The organism is Enterobacter cloacae complex sp. EB5 (genome assembly GCF_031432835.1).
Classification (GTDB): Bacteria; Pseudomonadota; Gammaproteobacteria; order Enterobacterales; family Enterobacteriaceae; genus Enterobacter; species Enterobacter hormaechei_C.
The window spans coordinates 3166825-3188736 of the sequence record NZ_CP133860.1 but is presented as its reverse complement, the minus strand read 5'-3'; the positions used below and the strand labels follow the sequence as shown (position 1 = coordinate 3188736).

The window sequence follows — 21912 nt, the reverse complement described above, 5'->3', positions numbered from 1 at the left end:
CCATGACGCTTTTGCAAACGCCCTCTTTCACCCTGCACGGCAAACGCGCGCTGGTGACCGGCGGGTCAAGAGGGATTGGCTTCGCCGCCGCCGTCGCCCTCGCACAGGCGGGAGCAGAGGTATGGATCGCCGCCCGGGGTCGCGAGGCGCTGGCGCATGCCACAGGTCTGGCAGCGGAACACAGTCTCGCATTTCACCCACTGGAACTGGATATTACCGACACTCAGGAGGTGGAGCGTGTGCTGGCGACGTTGCCCACGCCCGACATTCTGGTGAACAGTGCCGGGCTGGCCCGCCACCAGCCGTTTCTTGAGGTGAACGAGGAAAATTTCGATGCGGTGATGGCGCTTAACCTGCGCGCCACCTTTTTTGTCAGCCAGCACGTGGCGCGCAGAATGCGGGCGGGCGGTAAGGGGGGATCGATTATTCACATCTCATCGCAAATGGGACACGTTGGCGGCCCCGAGCGTAGCGTGTACTGCGCCTCCAAATTCGCGCTTGAAGGGTTAACCCGAACGATGGCGCTGGAGCTGGGCGATGCGGGGATCCGCGTCAATACGCTGTGCCCGACCTTCATTGAAACCGACCTGACGCGTTCGTCGCTTGCCGATCCGGCGTTCCGCCACTACGTGCTGGACAACATCAAACTGCGCCGGCCAGGCAGGCTGGAGGACATTATGGGGCCGGTGGTGTTCCTCGCCTCGGATGCCGCCGGGCTGATCACCGGCAGCGCCCTGATGGTTGACGGCGGCTGGACGGCTACGTGAGGGATGCAATGGAATATCCGCTTCTGGACAATACCGATCTGCCGCTGGTGCTGCTTGGCGGCACGCTCTGTAACGCCCGGCTCTGGCAGCCCGTCATTGAACGGCTGAACGTCTCAGCGGTGCTGTGCATCACGCTGACGGGTGCTGAGTCCGCGCCGCAGGCGTCACGGCGGTTATTAAAGGTTCTGCCGTCGCGCTTTCTGCTGGCGGGCTTTTCGCTCGGCGCGATTGTCGCGCTGCAAATGGCCGCCGACGCGCCAGAAAGAGTGAACGGGCTGACGCTGATTTCCGTTAATCCGTTGCCCGTTGCGCCAGACACCCTCGCTTCACGCCGGGAAGCGGTACACACCGCACAGGCGCGGGGCCTGGCCGACTGGCTGGTCTCCTCGCTATGGCAGAGCTATGTCGCCCCGTCACGTCTGTCCGATCGGATCCTGCAAGAGACTATTTGCCGAATGGCGCAAGAGTGCGGCATTGAGACCTTTGCGGAGCAAACGGAAATGGCCATTCACCGGCAGGACAACCGGGCTGCGTTTAACGCCCTCTCCTGCCCCACATTACTTCTAAACGGCGCGCAGGACGTTATCAGCACGCCTCATCATCATCAGCTACTGGCAGCAGGCAACGCGAACGTGACCAGGCATACGGTGGAGGCTGGCGGGCATTTTATTCCGCTGGAAACACCGGATGAGATCGCGCCGCTGCTGCGTCAGTGGATAACGGAGTGCATACAGTGCGCAAAAACAGTTTAAAGACCGCATTTCTGGAAAATACCCCGATCGTTAACGGCTGGCTGGCGATCCCGTCCGGGTATAGCGCGGAAATTATGGGCCATCAGGGTTACGACGCCGTCACCGTCGATTTGCAGCACGGCATGATTGATTTTGCCAGCGCGTTGTCGATGCTACAGGCGCTATCGGCCACGCCTGCCGTGCCGCTGGTGCGGGTGGCTGATAACGATCCGGCGCAAATCATGCGCGTATTAGACGCCGGCGCGTACGGCGTAATCTGTCCGATGATCTCCAGCGCGGAACAGGCTCGCCGTTTTGTCGCGGCCTGTCGCTATCCACCGCTGGGGGTTCGCTCCTTTGGTCCGGCCAGAGGTCTGCTCTATGGCGGCAGTGATTATCCGCAGCACGCCAACGACGAAATCCTGACGCTGGCGATGATCGAAACCCGCGAAGGGCTGGCGGATCTTGACGCCATCCTTGATACCGAAGGGCTGGACGGTGTGTTTATTGGCCCCAACGATCTCTCGCTAACGCTGACCTGCAGCGCCAGCGCCGAATCCCAACATCCCGAAATGCTTGCTGCTATTGAGCGGGTGATTCACTGCTGCCGCCAGCAGCAGAAGATTGCCGGTATTTTCTGCACTTCCGGCACGGCCGCCGCAGCGCGTATTGCGCAGGGTTTCCAGTTTGTTACCCCTGCAAACGACGTTATGCAGCTGGGTCGCGCCTCACGTGAAGCCATTGCTCTCGCCCGCGGCAACGCCATCCCTACCACCGGTGCATCCGGTTATTAAAAGGAGAAATGATGAAAACTATCCATCTTACCCAGAGCCAGGCACGAACACGGTTAATCGCCCCCGACGATATGGTTTCCTGCAATCTTGCTTTTATTGATTGCAAGCTGCCCGGTTCGCATCTCAAACAAAACTATTCCTTCATCGGCCCGGGTGTAACCCAGTCCAGCGAGCAGATTGTTAATATCCCCGAGCCGCACGGCTTTAACATTGGCGCGGCGGCTATGCCGAAAGGGGTGACCAATAACCTGCATCTGCATTTCACCGCAGAAGTGTTCCTGATCCATGAAGGGACATGGCGTTTTCGCTGGGGCGCCAACGGCGAACATGAAGCTGAATTTAGCGCACCCACTATCCTCTCAATACCGACCTGGATCTTCCGCGGTTTTACCAACGTCAGTAAAGAAGATACCTGCGGCATGGTGTTTACGGTGCTCGGCGGGGACAACACGGGCGGCATCATCTGGCACCCGTCAGTGCTGGCGGCCGCCAGCGAGTACGGTATGTATCTCAGCAAGGAGAATATGCTGATTGCGCAGGAGGCAGGTGAACCAACGCCCGATCCCGCCACGCTGCTGACGCCGCTGTCAGAGCAATATATTGCCGGTCTGCGTGACTACAGCGTTGAGGAGATGCGCCAGCGTGCGGTAACCGGTGATGACCGCTGCTGGTCAGCACAGGGGCTGCTGGACTCGGTGCTGCCGGGACACGGCGGCGAAATTGCGCCGGTTATCGGTTTCGGCATTTCACAGGATCGGGATTCCGCTCCCGCTATCCTGAGCCCGCACGGTTTTTCCGTCGAATGGCTGCGTCTTGCTGACGACCACATTGTCGGTCGCCATCTCTGCCCGGATATTCAGGTGATCATGGTCTTTAAAGGCCAGCTGGAGGTGACCTGGAACGAGGCGGGTAAGGAAGTCAGCATTATCGCCCCGGAACGTTCGGTGATCTCCATTCCGGCAAACAGCTGGCGCCGCTACCGCGCGGTTGATGGCAAGGTGGAGTTTATTCTGACGACCCGGGGCGATCAGCGTAAGCGCCTCTACTGGGACGAGGCGATTCTGCACGAGGCGAGAGAACACAATCGCTCTATCGATCCTGATGGCTACGTGGCGGATGCCGACATCCTGCCAGCCACGGCCCGTCGGGCCGGTGCGATACTGGCAAAATGGCAGTCGGAGGCCTGACTGGGCTTGTGCTCGTCATCACGATACTGGCGCAGATTGATCACTGCGCCATTGTGAATACCCACATACCGCCCGGATCGGACCTTCTTAAACGTCACAATTATCCGACCATCCTCTTCTCCAGAACGGTGATATTTTTCCCTGCAATGTTTTCTACCGTGAAATTATCCACATACAACAAAATGAGTTTCAGTCCTCTGCCGCTTTCAGCCAAAAGAGAGGCATCGAACGTCGCGTCGTCACGCACCGCCGCGAGACGTTCAGCGGGAAATTTATCGCCATCGTCCGTAAAACGCAGCGCCGCGTCCGAGACGGTAACGATGAACTCCACGGTGAAGCAACGTTCCGGATCCTCATGTAGCGCATGACGAATAATGTTGGTAGCCGTTTCACAGGCGGCGAGATCGAGCGCAAAGCGCCAGTCATCGCTAACGGACAGCGAAGCCATCTGACGCTCAAGCCATGCCGCAAGCGGCGAGACGGAGGTTAACGTGGCGGGAAAAGTAATGTCGTTAGCCACAGTCAACTCACTGATTTAGATGCGAAAGTGCCGTAGCGCGATCCGGGCAAATGCGAAATATCCGATCCATACGGGTCAGGGTGAACATGTTGCGTATACCGGGGTTCAGCGCACACAGCATCATTTCACCTTTACCATTCATCATCTTCAGCAGGGAAACCAGTGCGCCAAGGCCGCTGCTGTCGATAAAATCGATTTTGCTGAAATCGACTATCAGGGCTTTACGATCCACCCCAATCTCCCGGGCAATAGCTTCCTTAAATACCGCCGCCACCGAGGCGTCCAGTCGGCGCACCGAAGGCGTCATAATGTTTACGTCGTCCAGTCGGTCTGTATCAATGTTCATCGTTTACTCCTGTACGCTCAATCACTAATAAGGAAACATCGTCTGCCATGGTCTGCTGTTCACGGCATTTTCCGCTGCGCCAGCGTATAAGATGCTGCGCAAACTGCGGTAAGAGCCGTTCCAGTGCGAGCGTGGCGTCATCCTGAAGCCGACGCTGCAAACGAGCCTGACCAAACTGTTCGTTGTCAGGATTTTCACACTCGGTGATGCCATCGCTAAACAGGCAGAGGCGCTCACCCGGCGCCAGCGAGAAGCTTACGTCTGACCAGCTGAGATCCGGCATCAATCCTACCGGCGCGCCGCCTTCACCGACCGTCCTGACCTCGCCGCCAGGGTTCACAATGAACGGCGTAGGATGCCCGGCCTGGCAAAGCTTGCCTTCACCTGTTGTCAGGTCGATAACACCGTAAATCATGGTGAAATAACTCATTATCTCAACCTCTTCGCTGCAAAAGCGACCATTCAGGATCCGAACGACTTCCGCAGGGGAGGCAACGTCGCTATCGTCCGCAAACAGAAAACGCTCTACCGCCCTGCCATGCAGAAACTGACGGGCCACGGCAAGTGACATCATCGCCGCACCAACGCCGTGCCCCGACACATCTACACAGTAGAATCCCAGGTGATTGTCCAGCGGGAAGACATTGAAAATATCGCCGGACACCCAGGCTGACGGCAAAAAAATCCAGTCTGCAAAGTAATCCCGGTAACGCAACTGATGCGCAGGCAGAACCGACTGCTGGATCCGCGCCGCCACTTCAAGGTCTTGCTCTATCTGCCTTAACGCCTCACTGAGGCGTACATTACGCGTAGCAAGCGTGGCCTCAAGGGACAGAACCCGTGCCCCCGCGTGCAATCGCGCCCGCAGCTCACTCTGCTCGACCGGCTTGTTGAGAAAATCATCCGCACCGGCGTCAAACCCCACCGTCAGATCGCCCGGCTCTTCGCGTGCGGTAAGCAAAATTAAATAAACATAATGTCCGAACTGACGGCTGCGAACCTCCCGGCACAACGTCAGGCCATCCATTTCCGGCATATCCCAGTCGCTGATCACCAGGCTGACTGGCTGGTTTTCGAGGATCTCAAGCGCGGCAACGCCGTTCTCCGCCTCATAGACGGTATACCCCCACTGCGTCAGCATTCGGCTAAGCAGGCGACGATAAACCAGTGAGTCTTCAACTATCAGGACGTGCTGTGACAACATACGCCCTCCTAAAGCGGTAAGAACCAGATGACGCTGACGGTGCCTTCCCGGAATTTACCGCTGCCGCTCTGGTGACCGGGGTAACGGGTGCCGGAGTAGTTAGCATACTGAACAGAGAATGAACCTGGCGTATAACCCGCATAGCCAAAACTATAGCTGTAGTCGCCGTTCCAGGGCTGTTGCTGGCTGCTGTCCGGAAACCAGAACGCCGTGGCGCGCACGAAGAAGTGCTGCTTAAAGGTATAACCACACCCGCCCAATACCACGTTCTTGTTTTTGCGGATATCGTTGCTGTCCAGATCGTAATAACGCGGAACCCAGCTGTAGCCCATCTGGCAAATGATAGAGTCGCCTTTGTTAATCAGGAGCGTATTCTCTATCGGTTTCGGCAGTGAAAATTTATACGCCAGCGTCACGGCCCCCTGCTCAAAATAGGTGTGGCGACGGTTTCCTGACGTCCAGAAGCGGTTATCCCCGTAATTGCTGTATACAAGGCTGAAAGTGTTGGCATGCCAGTCATCATAGCCAAAACTGTAACGAAAATCGGCCGTGTAGCGGCTGGTGTCCGTCACCGGCAAACGCGATGTCACGTTCGCAAACCAGTAACTGTAAGGTGAGTATTGCAGGCTGAGATTAAGCGTCTGGTTGTATTTACGTTTCTGCTCTGCGGTGTCCGAGCTGTTAGGGATAGTCATCCACTGCTCTTTTAGTCCCGAACTAAAGCTCAGCGCGCCAGAGAAGACGTCTTCATTCCCGGAGAACAGGCGACCCCAGCGGCTGGTGAACACGCCAGCCTGCACCGGCTCGCCGTTCTTGTCACGTAGTGAATCCGCATCGTCCTTCGGCGCCGACTCTGCGCCAGTGGCAACGCACAGCAGTGCGCAGGTCAGCAAAAATTTATCCCGCATCAGCCCTTCCTTAGTTAGGTATCCAGCGCGCGGCGACGTTATATTTCGCCATCAGCCACAGCACGCCCAGCGCCGCAGCGTGAATGAAGGTATTCACTATCCAGTCCTGGCGCCACAGATCGAACGTGACGAACTGGCTTACCAGAAATACGACGTAGACATGCAAAATAAAGGTATAAAGCGAATGTTGACCCAGCGGGATAAGAAACCAGCCTGCGAGGCGATACAGGGGCAGCCAGCACCAGGTCAGCACCAAATAGACGGTCACCATCAGACAGATATCGTTAAGTACCCTGACGGGCCCAAGGCCATTTTTTGCCGCCCAGGTATGATAAAAAGCGTTGAAGTCCTCCGGCGAGAGGCTGTGCATTAGCAGTGCGGGCGGCATAAACGGGTTGGTATGGTTCTGGGCGATAAAGCCAAGAAGCAGCGCAATTATCACCAGCGCCACGAGCACCACCTTACCGGCGGGCGTACGGGCAAAAGAGATCAAATCCTCTTTGTACCAACCGCTGCACATACCCAGCACGAAAATAAACTGCCAGGCCAGCAGCGGAAACGCGAATTCAAACTGAGACGGCGTAGCGCGTACCGGCCACATCTGCCAGCCGCCGTAGACGAGCAACGATAAACCCAGCAGCCAGTAGACGTATCCTTTCTGGAGCATCCCCAAAAACAGGGGGCTTAACAGCAGAAGAAAAATATAGAGCCCAAGGATTTGCGTTTGATGAGGGCCAATTTGCAGGTAGAGGACAATGTTAAACCAGGTTTCTTTAATTTGCGGCGTCACCGGATACAGTGACCAGGTTGTACCTGAGTAACGATCGGTAAAATGGGTCATCTCAAAGACGTTAATAAACGGCAGATATCCTAACAGTAAAAATGAAAGAATAATGATGATATTTATCCGATATATTTTCCATGCACGCAGATAAAGCCCCCAGGATATAGTCAACAATACTGCTTTTTGCAATCTTACACGGTTTAACATTCCCAGCATAAATCCTGAAAGGATCACAAAACCCTCAGCGCCGGTGACCAGACCAAACCTTTCCCAGGTAAATATATTAAATATCGACATCACCTCCGTGTGCGCCACCACCATCATCACTAAGGCGATACCGTGCATAAAATCAATACGTAAATCACGTTTATCCGACGCGATGTAACGCCATGTCGTTGGTTTTTCAACGTCTTTATTTATAAGCACAGGCGCAATCTGGCTCATGGGGCGTCGCGTTCTCCATGCTAAAAAGTTTCTTGTATTTTATTTAGATAGCGTAAACAAAAGCATCTGGCAATTTTTGATAACGCTTCAAATATTATTAAGCGTAGTTAACAGTTATTTTAGCGCGTGTAAACAATCGAGTTTTAACCTCTCTGGAATTATTTCCTCCGCCATCTACACTTACATTACTTTTTGTTTACGGACGTTATTTAATGAGATGGTCACTCCCTCCTTCCCGGTACTATGCTGAGGACAGGCTTTCATTCGGAGAACTATCATGGAAAACATTGCGCTCATTGGTATCGATCTGGGTAAAAACTCTTTCCATATTCATTGCCAGGATCGTCGCGGGAAGGCTGTTTACCGTAAAAAATTTACCCGGCCAAAGTTGATCGAATTTTTGGCGACATGCCCCGCTACAACCATCGCAATGGAAGCCTGTGGCGGTTCTCACTTTATGGCACGCAAGTTGGAAGAGTTGGGGCATTCCCCAAAGCTGATATCACCACAATTTGTCCGCCCGTTCGTTAAAAGCAATAAAAACGACTTTGTCGACGCCGAAGCTATTTGTGAAGCTGCATCGCGTCCGTCTATGCGTTTTGTGCAGCCCAGAACGGAATCTCAGCAGGCAATGCGGGCTCTGCATCGTGTCCGTGAATCCCTGGTTCAGGATAAGGTAAAAACAACCAATCAAATGCATGCTTTTCTGCTGGAATTTGGCATTAGCGTTCCCCGAGGAGCTGCCGTTATTAGCCGACTGAGTACCATTCTTGAGGATAATAGTTTGCCTCTTTACCTCAGCCAGTTATTGCTGAAATTACAACAGCATTATCACTATCTTGTTGAGCAGATTAAAGATTTGGAATCCCAGTTGAAACGAAAGTTGGACGAAGATGAGGTTGGACAGCGCTTGCTGAGCATTCCCTGCGTCGGAACACTGACAGCGAGTACTATTTCAACTGAGATTGGCGACGGGAAGCAGTACGCCAGCAGCCGTGACTTTGCGGCGGCAACAGGGCTTGTACCTCGGCAGTACAGCACGGGAGGTAGGACGACATTGCTGGGAATTAGTAAGCGAGGTAATAAAAAGATCCGAACTTTGTTGGTTCAATGTGCCAGGGTATTCATACAAAAACTGGAACACCAGTCTGGCAAATTGGCCGATTGGGTCAGGGATTTACTGTGCCGGAAAAGCAACTTTGTCGTCACTTGTGCTCTGGCAAACAAGCTGGCCAGAATAGCCTGGGCCCTAACGGCACGACAGCAAACTTATGTAGCATAACGGCAGAAATACACCGGTTTAAAGAATTACTGATCTGGTTTTGCGAATACTGATATTGATGATACTAACGGCCCACCGGCCTGTTGAGGAACCTGTAAAACGGAAAGGCTCATTGAAGCCGTATATTTTCTGGAGGTTCATCAGGCGCGGAACTCATCAAGGCGCGGGAATAAAATCCCATTCAGACGCCGGATAGATTCAAGCAAGCCAACTTGTCGTCAAAATCGGTGTTGCAAAAACGGGAGTGACCATAGATTCCGTTTTGCGCTCCCTGTCAGTAACGGGTCTGTTATTAATAACTATCGTGGAAACAGGATATCCTTCTCTATGGATTTTTATTTTACCCGTTTTGAACATCGCCAGCCGCCTGAACCGCTTAAGACACCGCGATGGGTCATGTTAACATGGCAGGTATTGGCGGTTGCCTCGCTGATTTTAGGCGCTAATTATATTTACTGGCGCTGGACAGCTTCCTTAAATACCGACGCGCTGTGGTATGCCATTCCATTGGTGCTGGCTGAAACCCTGGCCTGGATCGGCACAGTGCTATTCACCATAAACCTGTGGAAAGAAGACGATCCGCCGCAAAATCCGCCCCCAATTGAGATCAATGATTGCCTGCGCTCCGAAGACGCGGAAGCCTCAAGACCCATCAAGGTCGATCTTTTTATCGCAACCTATTCAGAAGATGTTGAGCTGGTCAGGCTTTCAATTCGGGACGCCATGAAGATGGATTACCCCGGCCCGCTGGACTACAAGGTGCACGTGCTCGATGATGGCCGGCGTCCGGAGATGAAAGCCGTCTGCGATCAGGAAGGCGCAAACTACATCTCCCGCCAGACCAATATTGGCTTTAAGGCCGGTAACTTGCGAAACGGACTTGAGCAAACCGACGGTGATTTCCTGATCATTTGCGATGCCGATACCCGGGTCTTCCCCACTCTGCTCAGCCACACGCTGGGCTACTTTCGTGACCCTGACGTAGCCTGGGTTCAGACACCGCAGTGGTTCTTCGACCTGCCGGAGGGGGAAAACCTCGCGCGCTGGCTTGGGCGAAAAGCAGGCAAAACGGGATACGGGCTCGGATGGCTCGCCCAGAAGTTCATCGGGCCAATGACCATCGGCCGCGATCCCTTTTTTAACGATCCGCGCATGTTTTATGACGTCATTCTGCGACGGCGAAACTGGGCCAACGCCGCCTTCTGCTGCGGTGCGGCCTCTATACACAGGCGCGAAGCGGTAATGCAGGCAGCGCTGCGCAGCTACGTCTGGACGATAGAAGAAGAGATCGATCGCCACACGCGGGACATTCGCGATCCCGTCATGCGTGAAACCCTTCAGGACGCCATGCGTCCCCACGTGGCCTTCGACACGGAACTCACGCCCTATAAATTTCACGTCTCAGAAGATATTTATACCTCCATCCTGCTCCACGGCGATGCCGCCCGCCGCTGGCGCTCGGTAATGCACCCGCGGATCGAATCGAAAATGCTCTCACCGCAGGATATGCTGACGTGGATGATCCAGCGCTTCAAATATGCCGCGGGTTCACTGGATATTCTGTTCCATGACAATATTTTCAGCCGCCGCCGTTTTAAGCTCTCTTTGCCGCAAACGCTGATGTACGCCACCACCTTCTGGTCCTATCTGGCCTGCGTATGGAACACTGTTTTCCTGATATCGCCCATTGTTTACCTGTTTACCGGCATTCCGCCTGTATCAGCCTGGTCTGAACCCTTTTATCTTCATTTTTTGCCCTTTTTTATTGTTTCGGAGCTGGCGTTTATGTTCGGCACCTGGGGAATATCAGCCTGGGATGGCAGAGCCTCGTATCTCTCATTCTTCTCCATGAATTTGCGCGCGCTCAACACAGTCCTGCGCGGAGAGCAGATCAAATTCCACGTCACTCCCAAAGAGAGGCAGACGGGACGGTTTCTATACCTGGTGAAACCGCAAATCGCCATCGTCGTGCTCACGCTGGCGGGGCTGATTTGGGGCGGTATTCAGGTTGTACGTGGGCAGGTTGACGATCCGTCCGGCTACGTTATCAATATCTTCTGGGGTGCAGTCAACATTGCCGCCATGCTGCCGCTGATCTTCGCCGCCATGTGGACTCCGGCTGAAGAAGAGGTGAGCGAATGAGAAAACGCGACGCGCTTTTGTCTGCCCGCAGCTACCTCACCATTCTGCTCGGCTTTCTGCTGGGATTCGCTATTGTCGTCTGGGTTGAAAAACAGATGCCGACACGCGTTGAGAGCAGCGCAGGGATATCGCTGAGTAACGATTTCCCACCCTTGCCCGCTCCGCGTGAACTGACATTCGAAGAAGCCATCTGGGCGCGGGTGGCCTGGCAATATTATGTGAACAACACGCAGCCGAATGGCCTGGCCAACGCGCACGATGGCGAACCCTGGCTCAGCCTGTGGAGCACCGGCAGCTACCTTTTCGCGGTTGCAGCCGCCAGGCAGCTCAACGTTCTTACTTCCGAGGAGTTTGATGAACGCATCGCGGCCGCACTGGCGGCCCTCGCAAGCCTTCCACTCAATCCTCAAGGGCTGCCCGCCGCCTATTACCATGCCGACACGCTGGAGACCCTGGGCAAACCGGACGCCTCGGCTATCGGCATGGGCCGCCTGCTTAACGCCCTGCAAACGCTGCTGTGGCGTTATCCTCAGCACGCTGGCGCCGTACGCAATCTGCTCGATCGCTGGAAGATGGGCGCCCTGATTGCCAATAACACCACCAGCCAGGCCGCGGTCCCGCTCCACCATTGGACGCTGGCGACGGACGAGCCGAGAAACAGCTTCGGCTATCGTCTTTATGCAAGCCATACGCTTCGGCTGATCGACAGCGCGGCGGGACTGGCAGTGACGAATCCACCAGAAGGGCAGCAGATGATCGACATCGACGGAATAATGGTGCCTGACGAGGGGCTGCGCACGCCGTGGGGTCGCCAACCTTCGCTTATCAGCCTTCCCTATTTATTAACGGGGCTTGAGCTGGGTTTTGATGCGCAGAGCGCAGAAATCACATGGCGCATCATGCAGATCCAGCAGCGCCGACACGGCCTGCGGGTCCGCAAGCCACCAATCAGCACCGATTACGCCGAGCCCGCGCCGGATTACGTCAACGATCTGCCCAATCGCCAGCCGCTGCAAAATAGCGCTCTGCTTGACGCCACGCCGGAGCAAACGGCGATGACCTCGACCCGCACCGCCTTTGCCTGGTACGCCCTGTTCCGCAACGGCTGGAGCGAAGCGCTGCGCCAGCAGGTGCAAAAGCTACAGGTACCGGGCAAGGGCTGGCAGCGCGGGCTTAACCTCAACAGCAGCGTGAACGAGATCGTTGATGCCGATACCAATGCGGTCGTCCTCGAAAGCCTGGCGTACATTGCCCACGGTCAGATGCTTTGTCTGGCCTGCTCTGGCCCCGCCACTCCCCAAACCTCTTCAGCAGGAGCGAAGCCATGAAGCTGCAATCAATACTCTTTTTTCCTCTTCTGGCCGGGCTTGTGGCGTGCTGGCTCTCACTCTCTGCGGCACAGGCAGCGGCTGGACTTCCCGCTTCTGATTACCCACCGCGTAGCGGCGAACTCACGCCTCGCGAGATGGCTATTGCCAAAAACGCCTGGCAATATTTCGTTGCTAACTATCAGCCCACAACCGGCCTGGTAAATGCCGTTAATAAATACCCCTCAACCACCATGTGGGACAGCGCCTCTTATATGGCCGCGATGACGGCCGCAAGGGAGCTGGGGATTATTGATAAAGCTGAGTTCGATCGCAGAATGCTGAAATTACTCGCTACCCTGAACAAACTGGATTTATTCCGCAACGAACTGCCCAATAAAGCCTATAACACCATCACAGGTCAGAAGGTTAACTACCAGAACAAACCTGGCGAGATTGGCTTCTCGGCGCTGGACATCGGCAGGATGTTGATCTGGCTGAAGGTCATTAAGGAGCGCTATCCGGAATATAGCAACAGCATTGATAACGTGCTGCTGGGATGGAACTTCACCAACGTCATCAACCCCTGTGGAATGATGTACGGAGCCTACCTGGAAAATGGCCAGCCAAAGTACGTGCAGGAGGGGCGGCTGGGCTACGAAGAGTATGGTGCAGCGGGCTTTGCGCTGTGGGGCTTTGGCACCTGTCAGGCCAGCCAGCCTCAGCCCTACGAGCTGGCTGAGATCTACTGCGTAATGGTGCCTTATGACTCGCGCGATCCGCGCCTTACCAGCCAGCATAATTACGTCGTAACCGAATCCTATGTGCTTTACGGCCTCGAATTTGGTTTCGACAAACCGACGGACAGGGAAAACAGCCCGCGTGACTACACCCATCCGTGGATGAAAAACTTCGCCGACAGGGTTTACCAGGCTCAGGAGAATCGCTACGCCATCACCGGTATTTTATCTGCTCGCTCTGAGCATCAACTCGATCAGTCACCCTACTTCGTCTACGACACCGTCTTTAGCGACGGCTTCAACTGGAACACCATCACCGATAAAGGCGTGTACGTTCCCAATACGGCCGCCGTCTCTCTGAAAGCGGCGCTCGGGATGTGGGTTCTCTGGAATTCGCCTTATACCGACCGCCTGCTGGACGCCATTGAAAACGCCAACGAGGCGGGCAAAGGCTACTATGAAGGGCTGTACGAAAACGGCGACGGCCCCATCAAAGAATTCACGGCCAATAACAACGGCATCATGCTTGAAGCATTGCTGTTCAAAAAAGAGGGCAAGCTGTTGCAGTTCAACAGCGATAATCCCGAAGATCCCCACTTTGCCCCTTCCCTGTGGGAAAAAAAGCTGGTGGATCTCTTTGAGCCTAATAATGCCTCGCGCAACCGTCCATTCCTGAACAGTACGCCCGCAGTGAAGACATGGTGTGAACAAACCGGGACCACTCTGCGCACCAAACCCGCTTGCCAGGCCTGTCAATGTGCTACCTGTAATACGGACGAGCCTGTGAAACTGCCGCCGGTGACCGCACAATGCTTAAGACCTTAGCCCGCTGGCTGGCTGCCGCCGTCCTCATTCTTATTATCGCCTTCGCCCTGTTCAGCTGCGAAAGCGCAGGGTGGCGCTGGCTGACCAAAGGCGGCTGGCACACCACCGCTCGCATCAGTAGCCTGACCCCACAGGAGCGGGAGTGGGCGGGTATCGCCTGGCGCTATTTTGAGAATAACACCCAACCTCAGACAGGGCTGGTCAACGGTAGCGATAAACAGCCACGCGTTACGCTGTGGCAAATGGGCGATACGCTTATCGCCCTGCTGGCAGCCCGCGAGCTGGGTCTGATCCAGGCGGCCGAGTTTGATGCACGGCTGACGCGCCTGCTCGGAACACTCAATCGCCTTACGCTGACCGAAACCCGCACGCCAGGCAGACTCTATTCCAGCCGTACGGCCACGCCCATCGATTTCACAGGAAAACCGGCGCAGCGCGGATGGTCGGCGAAAGATATGGCGCGGCTGATGCTAGCCCTGCGTCTCACTGCCGAGCGAGCACCTGAGTACCGCGAATATCTGGAAAAAATCATCCTGCGCTGGAATTTTTGTCCGGTGGTGGATAAAGACGGGGAGCTGTGGTCTGCGTCCGAGCAGAACGAACAGCTGTTGGTACGCGACGAACTGCGGCTGGGTGAAAGCGAATATGCCGCCAGCGCGTTTCGGCTGTGGGGATTCCCGGCGGGCAAGGCATTTTACCCGCCTTCCCAGAACGTCATCATGTATCAGCGCAGCCTCGCCGTTGACGCGCGCGATCCAAGAACAACCTGGCAGCCATCGCTGCTCTCCACCCTCCCCGCGATGCTCCCGGGTCTGGAGTTTGGCTGGCAGGCCCCCGGAGTGGCCGTCGATATTCAAAAAAGGCTGCGCGCCCGGGCCGAAGGAGTATGGCTCAGCCAAAAAACGCGCTGGGAGCACGACGGCATACTCACCGCACGCGCCGATTTTTACCTCTCTCAGGCGCCATGGCACGTCGAGGACACCGTCTGGGGGAATGGTTACGCCTGGAATACGTTGGGCGATGACGGTAAAAGCTATCCCCGGCTGGCACAGGTGACCACCAAAGCGGTCTTCATGCTCTGGACGCTGTGGGAAAACGAATATACCGATGCCCTGATGGCTATAACCCGACACCTGAATAACCCGCAACAGGGCTGGTTTGAGGGCCGCGTTGAGGCCACCGGCGATATCAACCCGACGCTAACCCTCTCGACGAACGCCATGGTGCTGGAAGCGCTGCTGTACAAACACAACGCCGGACCGCTGTTTGAAAACGGCCTTGTTAAGAATGATGGCTATTTTGCCCGCCGCACGTCGGATCCTTTCAATCCGCCCGGCCTCTGCCTGCCCGGCGAACGTGCCTTGAGGGCCGCACCATGAAATTTTATCGCGATCTCTTTGACGCCAGCCTGAACCGCGTCCTGCCGGAGAATGATAAACGGCACTTTTTTGAAACGTTCTGGGAAACGTTTGTCCATATGTCACCGGAGACAGAACAGCACTTTGCCCGGGACCAGGGCGGAGATGGCCAGCAGACGATCTTCAAGAGTTTTTTCGCCATGCTTGCCGTTGACGGTGCGCTGTTTGTACCCGATTTTCTGGAACGCCTGGCGCGGGAGCAGAGTGATGAAGGACTAGGCCTGCCACCGCGATTTTTCGGCCTCTGGCGGGAGGCAATGCTCAGGACCGTGCGCACCTGCGATCCACTTTGCGATGAAGAGATCCTCACAGCCTGGGCGATGGCAATTGCCCCCGGGCTGGAGTATCTGCGCCGCCAGGCGGAGCTGCACTATAAGGCCAGAGGTGAGTAACCATGCGAGCCACATCCCGTTTCGATCTCAACGCGCTGCCTGTGGGGGTGATGATTTACGATCCCGCCGAGCATCTGCTGGCCTGGAATGACCAGATATCGCGCTTTTACCCGGTGATCGCCCCCTGGCTGATCGCCGGCGCTTCACTCGAGAGCCTGGCGGAGAAATTTATTGATGCGGGTTATAACATCGACTCCACCCGCCGCCGGACCCTGCGTGAAGCGATCGTTCGCAACTGCCGTCAGTCAAGCCATCGAGAGGTGCGGCAGTCGGGAAACCGACGGCTCTACGTGCAGCATCAGCGTCTCGCCGATGGCGGCATTCTCAGCCTGCATACCGATATTACCGAGCTTGACGACGCCCAGCGCTCGCGCCAGCAGCTGCACGATGATTTTTTACTGACCGCAGAGTCCATTCAGATCGGCATCTGGAACTGGCAGGTCTCTCACGACAGCCTGGAGGTGAACGATACGTTGCTGGCGATGGTGGGTCAGTCGCGTACGCAACTGCACTACCCGCTGCGCTTTTTACTGAATCTGGTCCATGAAGAGGATCGTGCCGTCCTGCGCAACGCGATGATCGCCTCCAGGCAGGAGCACATGCCGGTGTTTGAAAGTGAGATTCGCGTGCAACACGCGACGCAGGGCTGGCGCTGGATGCTGGTTTCGGGACAGGTGGTCACCCTCAGTATGCAGCAGCAGGCCGAACGGGTGATCGGCACCCTACAGGACATCACCCGCCGCAAAGAGGCCGAGTTGTTAGCCATTGAAGCGGCGAAAGTGGCCCGGGAGGCCAACGAGGCGAAGAGTGCATTTCTCGCCAACATGAGCCACGAAATTCGCACCCCGATGAACGGCATTCTGGGCATGACTCAGCTCTGCCTCGATACACAGCTCACCCCCGAACAGCGTGAATATCTTTCTCTGGTGATGAGTTCAGCGCAGTCACTGCTGCATATCATCAATGACATTCTCGATTTCTCACGCATTGAGTCAGGTAAGATGACCGTCGATACAGAGCCGCTGGAAATCCGCCCCTTTGTGCAGTCGCTCATCCGCCCGCATATGCCCTCCGCCAGCGAAAAAGGCATTGAACTGCTGGTGGATATCGCTCCGGGGGTGCCGGAAGTGCTCATCGTTGATGGTCCCCGACTACGTCAAATTCTGACTAATCTCCTGGGCAACGCGCTGAAGTTCACCCATCACGGTGAGGTTATGCTGGCAATAGAGCCTACAGAAAGTGAAGGGCACTGGCGTTTTCGCATACGCGACAGCGGCATTGGCATCCCGATGGAGAAACAAAAAGCCATTTTCGAGGCGTTCAGCCAGGCCGATAGCTCTACCACCCGCCGCTACGGCGGTACTGGCCTTGGGCTGACCATTTCTGCCCGCCTGGTAAGTCTTATGGGCGGAGAGCTAACGGTTCAGAGCGAGCCGGGTGAAGGCAGCGAATTTGCTTTTACGTTGCCACTGGAAGGTCAGTTGGCTGTCTCAGCAACCGATGCTCCTGTAGCACGCTTTAACGGCGAATCGGTACTGGTGGTAGACGACAACAGTACCAACCTGCGGCTGCTGGACACCATGCTTCGCCAGATGGGTCTGACACCGACCTGTGTTAACAACGCCGGGGAAGCGTTAAGCCTGACCGCAAAAAGGGGATACTGGCCGCTGATCCTGCTGGATGCCCAGATGCCGGATATGGACGGTGTATCGCTGGCCATTGAGCTCTCTGTTATGCCGCAGGCCGAGCAAAGCCACATCATTATGCTCAGTTCCATGAGCCGCCATTTCGATGCCAATATGCTCAAGCGCATCGGGGTTGCCCACTATTTGCATAAGCCGGTTGCCCAACGTGAACTCTATCAAACCATAGCCAGCGTCCTGGCACCCGCTCCACATCTGGCATCGCCCCCTTCTCTTTCTCCCTCTCCCGTCACCTCGCCTGTACCGGCGCAGGGCGGACTTCACATTCTTCTGGCCGAGGACAACCTGGTGAATCAGAAAGTCGCCAGACGCCTGCTGGAGCAGCTCGGCCACCGTTGCGAAGTGGTATCCAATGGCCGGGAGGCCCTCGAACGCTGGCGTGAACAGTCCTGGGATTTGATGTTGGTTGACTTGCAAATGCCAGAAATGGACGGTGAAACGGCCATTCGCCTGCTTCGTGAGGAGACACTGACGCGGGGGCGTAGCCACCAGCCCGCCATCGCGATGACCGCCCATGCCATGCAGGGTGACAAGGCGCGCTGTCTGGCAATGGGCTTCGACGGCTATATTGCCAAGCCGGTAAGTCAGGAGGCGCTCAGGGAGGAGATAGCCCATGTTCTCGCCGGAGAAGATAAGGGTCTGCCGGATGAGGCACAGCTGTTAAAACTGTGCGCGGACGATCCTGAACTGGTTAATGAATTGCTGGCGCTGTTCGGCAACGGTCTTGACGAGGCGGTGGCAGCCATGGCGCTGAACATTGCGCATAATGACCGCGATGCCCTGCGGCGGGCAGCTCATAAGCTTCGCGGCGAAGCCGTCACCCTCGGTTTCATTCGTCTTTCAGAAGTGCTCCAGCAATTGGAGAGTCAGGCGGTCTCGCTGAACCAGACGGGGCTGAGCGTTTTACATGGCGAGCTTATCGAGGAGGCCAGACGCTCTGCGGCCTGGCTGCGCCGCAGAGCACAGGAGGTTAAAGATGATCAGGCTTCTTCTGCTGCTGGCAATTAGCCCTCTGCTGGCCCAGGCCAGCCAGCCCGTCACCTGGTCACTGGCCGGAATGTGGCGCGTGCATGACGCCAACCTCAGCACCTTTGATGGCGCCAGCGCGCCTGACCGCGACTGGCGATCGATTGCGGTTCCGGCCAACTGGTACAGCGCCGGATACGATCATCAGGGTGCCCTCTGGTATCGGCACGAATTTACCCTGCCCAGGCGCGCGCCCGATACCATGGCCACCCTGGTCTTTGATGGCGTGGACTATTTTGCCGACGTCACGCTCAACGGCAGGCATCTTGCCCATCACGAGGGGTATTTTCAGCGCTTCTCGGTAGACATAAGCGATGCTTTGCAGCGACACAATAAGCTCGCCGTGCGGGTGGACAGTCCCTGGGAAGATCCGAAAACAATCTGGCCGCTGCATAAAACGATGGTTAAAGGCGTACTTAACCAGCACGATACCCGCCCTGGCGGGGCCTGGTCAGAGGACGGCCAGGATGCCAACTCCGGGGGGATCTGGTCGCCGGTAAAGCTACATTTGAGCCGCGGAGTGACCATCGACGAGGTAATACTGCGTCCGGACTGGCATGAAGGGCTGAGCAAACCAGCGCTGCACGCCGAGATCCGCTACCGGGCGTTGTCTGCCGGTGACGTAACTCTGCGCCTGTCGGCCACGCCGGACAATTTTAAGGGCCCGCCTGTAAAGCAGGAATTCCCTGTAAACCTTGCGAGAACGGACGGAAAGACGCAATCGCTTCGCGTCACGCTGCCAATGCAAGGCGCCAGGCTCTGGTGGCCAGTGGGCTATGGCAGGCCAAACCTGTACCGAGTACGCGCAACCCTGACGGATAAGCAAGGAGTGATGGATACCGCAGTTGCCCGTACCGGGTTACGCAAGATAGTGAAGCAGCCTGACAACAAGGGCTGGCTCTTTAATGACAAACGCCTGTTTATCAAAGGGAGTAATTACATCGGCTCCCCGTGGCTTAGCACCATGACACGCAAAAAATATCGCCGCGATTTCAGGCTGGTGCAGGCAATGAACGCCAACGCGATACGCGTTCACTCGCATGTGGCAGGCCGGGCACTTTACGATGTGGCTGACGAAATGGGGCTGATGATCTGGCAGGATGTCCCCCTGCAATGGGGTTACAATAACAGCGACGCCTTCGCGGACAATGCCGCGCGACAGACCCGCGAGATGGTTGAGCAGTTTGGTAATTCCCCGGCCATTATCGTCTGGGGCGGTCATAACGAGCCGCCATGGAATTCACCGTGGATGGAAAAACGCTTTCCCGACTGGAATAAAAACCTGAACCAGACGCTGACGAAACGCGTCGGAGACGCGCTTTCGCAAGATACCTCGCGCATAGTGCATCGTTTTTCTGCGGTGGAAGAACACTACTGGGCCGGATGGTACTTTGGCACCATGCGCGATCTTCTTGGCCCCGCCAAAACCGCGATCATCACGGAGTTTGGCGCTCAGGCGCTACCGCGACTCTCAACCCTGAAAACCATCATTCCCGCCCGCCTGATGTGGCCGAAAAGCACCGCCGACGACGATCCCGGCTGGACGCACTGGAAATACCATAACTTCCAGCCCTTCCAGACCTTTAAATTTGCCAATATTCCGCGGGGCAATACCATTCAGGAGATGATTGCCAACACCCAGCGTTACCAGGCAGAGCTGGTGGCAATGGCGGCAGAGAGCTATCGTCGGCAGCGCTACCAGCCGGTAACTGCCCTCTTCCACTTTATGTTTGTAGAAACCTGGCCCTCCATCAACTGGGGCGTCGTGGATTATCTGCGTAAGCCGAAAGCGGGCTACTACGCCCTGCAAAAAGCCTATCAACCCATTCTGCCGTCGATTGAACCCGTGACGGCGGTGTGGCGTCAGGGAAGCGAAGCTACGGTTCGCCTGTGGGCGATCAATGACACCTGGTCCGCCTGTGAGGCGTGTCGTCTGAAGTGGCAGGTGAAGCAAAATGGTCGGGTGCTGGCTAAAGGCAATACAAGCCTCACGCTTCCCCCCGATTCGGGCAGCAGGATCAAGGACATCACCGTCACACCGACCACCAGGCATAACGTTACCATTGAGTATGAGATTTCGGATCGCGCCGGTAACACCGTGGGTTCCAACCAGCGCAATGAGAGAGTGGAAAGCCCTCCTGAGCAATGAATGCTGGCTACCCAACGATGCTATTGATACCCGGCATGTCAGCCTTTCAGCGTGTTAACGAACCAGCACCTGGCCAGGCCGGGCGGAGGTTCTTCCAGGTGCACTGCCCGCATGGAAAAACCGGTCCCGACGTCGGGCTGCATCTGCACGTTCAGCGTAACCCGTTTTCCCGCTGCGAAATCTTCCTCGACCATTGGCAGCGGCATATACCCCTCCGTCCGTGGAGCTGGCGCCTCAGTTCAACATTCGCGTCACCTCGCTTCAGCCGGGTGCCGTTGAAAGTGAATTATTCGAGCATATCAGTGACAAAAATTATCGTGCACAGATGGAACAGCTGAAGGAGAAGATGACGTTCCTGAAAGCCGATGATGTCGCCGACTCGATTCCTTACGTGTTGCAGGAACCGGAACATGTGAACGTGGCAGAGCTGTTTATTATGCCGCCCGAACAGCCGTGGTAAGAGAGTGAAGCGGGTCAGGCTGATGCCTGACCCGCTACGTTAGTTTGCGGAGGCCGTAGGTCTGATGGTGATTTCGGTGGTATCGACACTCTCAGGCGCCTCGATGATGTGGCGCACGGCGCGGGCGATATCGGCCGGTTTGAGGGCAATAGCCCGGTACGCATCCATCACCGCCATGGTTTCTTCGTGCGTAATGGTCGAGGCCAGTTCGCTTTCCACCACTCCGGGGTTGACGCAGGTCACGCGGATGTTTGAACTTTCCTGACGCAAACCATCGGAAATGGCCCGGACCGCAAATTTGGTCGCACAATAAACGGCGGCCGTGGGCACGACGGACAAGGCACCGATCGAGCCAATATTAATGATCTGCCCCGAGTTCTGGGCTTCCATAATCGGCAGAACCGCGCCAATTCCCCACAGTACCCCCTTAATATTCACGTCAATGGTGCGTTCCCACTCATCCTGCTTGCCAGCCGAAAGCGGAGACAGAGGCATAATGCCCGCGTTGTTAATAAGAACGTCAATGCGGCCCCACTTTTCCAGTGCAGCCTCAACGAAGGCGGCCATCGACTGGCGGCTGGTAACGTCTAATACCTGAGCCTCTGCCTCTCCTCCTGCGCTGCGGATTTCATCAGCCAGGGCGTGGATGCGCTCCAGCCTGCGAGCCCCCAGGAAAACTTTTGCGCCTGCCTTTCCCAGCTCTCTGGCAATACCTTCTCCAATACCGCTGGAGGCACCGGTAATTAAGATCACTTTGTTCATGTTTTGCTCCTTCAGTTGAGT

Annotated in this window: 19 protein-coding genes; 13 read left to right on the top strand and 6 right to left on the bottom strand. The window is 56.1% G+C overall.

The window, feature by feature from the left end:
- Positions 1 to 2 precede the first annotated feature (2 nt).
- From RHN82_RS15205 to RHN82_RS15190, 4 genes are read left to right on the top strand one after another with little or no spacing between them, the layout of a single operon-like run.
- Positions 3 to 767: an SDR family NAD(P)-dependent oxidoreductase gene (locus RHN82_RS15205; protein WP_048981853.1), complete on the top strand. Its 765-nt coding sequence runs from the start codon at positions 3 to 5 to the stop codon at positions 765 to 767.
- Between the two features lie 8 nt (positions 768 to 775).
- Complete coding sequence (locus RHN82_RS15200) at positions 776 to 1519, top strand: alpha/beta fold hydrolase (RefSeq protein ID WP_048981855.1); 744 nt, start codon at positions 776 to 778, stop codon at positions 1517 to 1519.
- Positions 1501 to 2292: an HpcH/HpaI aldolase/citrate lyase family protein gene (locus RHN82_RS15195; protein ID WP_048981857.1), complete on the top strand. Its 792-nt coding sequence runs from the start codon at positions 1501 to 1503 to the stop codon at positions 2290 to 2292. The genes RHN82_RS15200 and RHN82_RS15195 overlap by 19 nt, the downstream gene beginning before the upstream one ends.
- Before the next feature lie 11 nt (positions 2293 to 2303).
- Complete coding sequence (locus tag RHN82_RS15190; protein ID WP_048981858.1) at positions 2304 to 3479, top strand: hypothetical protein; 1176 nt, start codon at positions 2304 to 2306, stop codon at positions 3477 to 3479.
- A gap of 100 nt (positions 3480 to 3579) precedes the next feature.
- On the opposite strand, the gene RHN82_RS15185 is transcribed toward RHN82_RS15190, so the two are convergent.
- From RHN82_RS15185 to opgC, 5 genes are read right to left on the bottom strand one after another with little or no spacing between them, the layout of a single operon-like run.
- Positions 3580 to 3999, bottom strand: coding sequence for an ATP-binding protein (locus tag RHN82_RS15185; RefSeq protein WP_022651685.1), 420 nt, complete (start codon positions 3997 to 3999; stop codon positions 3580 to 3582).
- Between the two features lie 7 nt (positions 4000 to 4006).
- Positions 4007 to 4345, bottom strand: coding sequence for an STAS domain-containing protein (locus tag RHN82_RS15180; RefSeq protein ID WP_003862258.1), 339 nt, complete (start codon positions 4343 to 4345; stop codon positions 4007 to 4009).
- Positions 4335 to 5549: a PP2C family protein-serine/threonine phosphatase gene (locus RHN82_RS15175; RefSeq protein WP_049019350.1), complete on the bottom strand. Its 1215-nt coding sequence runs from the start codon at positions 5547 to 5549 to the stop codon at positions 4335 to 4337. Before RHN82_RS15175 ends, RHN82_RS15180 begins: the two co-directional genes overlap by 11 nt.
- 8 nt (positions 5550 to 5557) lie before the next feature.
- A complete protein-coding gene (locus RHN82_RS15170) occupies positions 5558 to 6457 on the bottom strand; it encodes a hypothetical protein (RefSeq protein WP_003862255.1) in 900 nt (299 codons plus the stop codon).
- Between the two features lie 10 nt (positions 6458 to 6467).
- Positions 6468 to 7685: an OpgC domain-containing protein gene (gene opgC / locus RHN82_RS15165; protein WP_049019349.1), complete on the bottom strand. Its 1218-nt coding sequence runs from the start codon at positions 7683 to 7685 to the stop codon at positions 6468 to 6470.
- Between the two features lie 277 nt (positions 7686 to 7962).
- Between opgC and RHN82_RS15160 the strand changes: the two genes are divergently transcribed.
- The 9 genes from RHN82_RS15160 to RHN82_RS15120 all read left to right on the top strand — a co-directional run bounded on the left by RHN82_RS15160 (position 7963) and on the right by RHN82_RS15120 (position 21129).
- Positions 7963 to 8967: an IS110-like element IS4321 family transposase gene (locus RHN82_RS15160; protein ID WP_000427623.1), complete on the top strand. Its 1005-nt coding sequence runs from the start codon at positions 7963 to 7965 to the stop codon at positions 8965 to 8967.
- Positions 8968 to 9294: 327 nt separating this feature from the next.
- Positions 9295 to 11109: a glycosyltransferase gene (locus tag RHN82_RS15155; protein WP_048981863.1), complete on the top strand. Its 1815-nt coding sequence runs from the start codon at positions 9295 to 9297 to the stop codon at positions 11107 to 11109.
- The gene (locus tag RHN82_RS15150; RefSeq protein WP_048981864.1) at positions 11106 to 12437 is read left to right on the top strand and encodes a DUF3131 domain-containing protein; all 1332 of its coding nucleotides are present in this window, start codon (positions 11106 to 11108) and stop codon (positions 12435 to 12437) included. The genes RHN82_RS15155 and RHN82_RS15150 overlap by 4 nt, the downstream gene beginning before the upstream one ends.
- A complete protein-coding gene (locus tag RHN82_RS15145; protein ID WP_310398354.1) occupies positions 12434 to 13981 on the top strand; it encodes a DUF3131 domain-containing protein in 1548 nt (515 codons plus the stop codon). The genes RHN82_RS15150 and RHN82_RS15145 overlap by 4 nt, the downstream gene beginning before the upstream one ends.
- Positions 13966 to 15360 carry a DUF3131 domain-containing protein gene (locus tag RHN82_RS15140; RefSeq protein WP_049019348.1) on the top strand — a complete coding sequence of 465 codons (1395 nt, stop codon included), beginning with the start codon at positions 13966 to 13968 and terminating at the stop codon, positions 15358 to 15360. Before RHN82_RS15145 ends, RHN82_RS15140 begins: the two co-directional genes overlap by 16 nt.
- Positions 15357 to 15791 carry a globin gene (locus RHN82_RS15135; RefSeq protein ID WP_048982295.1) on the top strand — a complete coding sequence of 145 codons (435 nt, stop codon included), beginning with the start codon at positions 15357 to 15359 and terminating at the stop codon, positions 15789 to 15791. The genes RHN82_RS15140 and RHN82_RS15135 overlap by 4 nt, the downstream gene beginning before the upstream one ends.
- A 2-nt stretch (positions 15792 to 15793) precedes the next feature.
- Positions 15794 to 18502, top strand: coding sequence for a response regulator (locus RHN82_RS15130; protein WP_048982292.1), 2709 nt, complete (start codon positions 15794 to 15796; stop codon positions 18500 to 18502).
- Positions 18471 to 20669, top strand: coding sequence for a glycoside hydrolase family 2 (locus tag RHN82_RS15125; protein WP_048982291.1), 2199 nt, complete (start codon positions 18471 to 18473; stop codon positions 20667 to 20669). The genes RHN82_RS15130 and RHN82_RS15125 overlap by 32 nt, the downstream gene beginning before the upstream one ends.
- 193 nt (positions 20670 to 20862) lie before the next feature.
- A complete protein-coding gene (locus RHN82_RS15120; protein WP_224213916.1) occupies positions 20863 to 21129 on the top strand; it encodes a hypothetical protein in 267 nt (88 codons plus the stop codon).
- A 39-nt stretch (positions 21130 to 21168) separates the two neighbouring features.
- On the opposite strand, the gene RHN82_RS15115 is transcribed toward RHN82_RS15120, so the two are convergent.
- Entirely contained in the window at positions 21169 to 21891 is a 723-nt protein-coding gene (locus tag RHN82_RS15115; protein WP_048982289.1) for an SDR family oxidoreductase, read from the bottom strand.
- Positions 21892 to 21912: the final 21 nt, after the last annotated feature.

Excerpts from the sequence above, each read along its gene's own strand:
- RHN82_RS15205 (WP_048981853.1), top strand. The coding sequence starts at position 3 with ATGACGCTTTTGCAAACGCCCTCTTTCACCCTGCACGGCAAACGCGCG.
- RHN82_RS15200 (WP_048981855.1), top strand. The coding sequence starts at position 776 with ATGGAATATCCGCTTCTGGACAATACCGATCTGCCGCTGGTGCTGCTT.
- RHN82_RS15190 (WP_048981858.1), top strand. The coding sequence starts at position 2,304 with ATGAAAACTATCCATCTTACCCAGAGCCAGGCACGAACACGGTTAATC.
- RHN82_RS15180 (WP_003862258.1), bottom strand. The coding sequence starts at position 4,345 with ATGAACATTGATACAGACCGACTGGACGACGTAAACATTATGACGCCT.
- RHN82_RS15175 (WP_049019350.1), bottom strand. The coding sequence starts at position 5,549 with ATGTTGTCACAGCACGTCCTGATAGTTGAAGACTCACTGGTTTATCGT.
- RHN82_RS15170 (WP_003862255.1), bottom strand. The coding sequence starts at position 6,457 with ATGCGGGATAAATTTTTGCTGACCTGCGCACTGCTGTGCGTTGCCACT.
- opgC (WP_049019349.1), bottom strand. The coding sequence starts at position 7,685 with ATGAGCCAGATTGCGCCTGTGCTTATAAATAAAGACGTTGAAAAACCA.
- RHN82_RS15160 (WP_000427623.1), top strand. The coding sequence starts at position 7,963 with ATGGAAAACATTGCGCTCATTGGTATCGATCTGGGTAAAAACTCTTTC.
- RHN82_RS15155 (WP_048981863.1), top strand. The coding sequence starts at position 9,295 with ATGGATTTTTATTTTACCCGTTTTGAACATCGCCAGCCGCCTGAACCG.
- RHN82_RS15150 (WP_048981864.1), top strand. The coding sequence starts at position 11,106 with ATGAGAAAACGCGACGCGCTTTTGTCTGCCCGCAGCTACCTCACCATT.
- RHN82_RS15145 (WP_310398354.1), top strand. The coding sequence starts at position 12,434 with ATGAAGCTGCAATCAATACTCTTTTTTCCTCTTCTGGCCGGGCTTGTG.
- RHN82_RS15140 (WP_049019348.1), top strand. The coding sequence starts at position 13,966 with ATGCTTAAGACCTTAGCCCGCTGGCTGGCTGCCGCCGTCCTCATTCTT.
- RHN82_RS15135 (WP_048982295.1), top strand. The coding sequence starts at position 15,357 with ATGAAATTTTATCGCGATCTCTTTGACGCCAGCCTGAACCGCGTCCTG.
- RHN82_RS15130 (WP_048982292.1), top strand. The coding sequence starts at position 15,794 with ATGCGAGCCACATCCCGTTTCGATCTCAACGCGCTGCCTGTGGGGGTG.
- RHN82_RS15125 (WP_048982291.1), top strand. The coding sequence starts at position 18,471 with ATGATCAGGCTTCTTCTGCTGCTGGCAATTAGCCCTCTGCTGGCCCAG.
- RHN82_RS15115 (WP_048982289.1), bottom strand. The coding sequence starts at position 21,891 with ATGAACAAAGTGATCTTAATTACCGGTGCCTCCAGCGGTATTGGAGAA.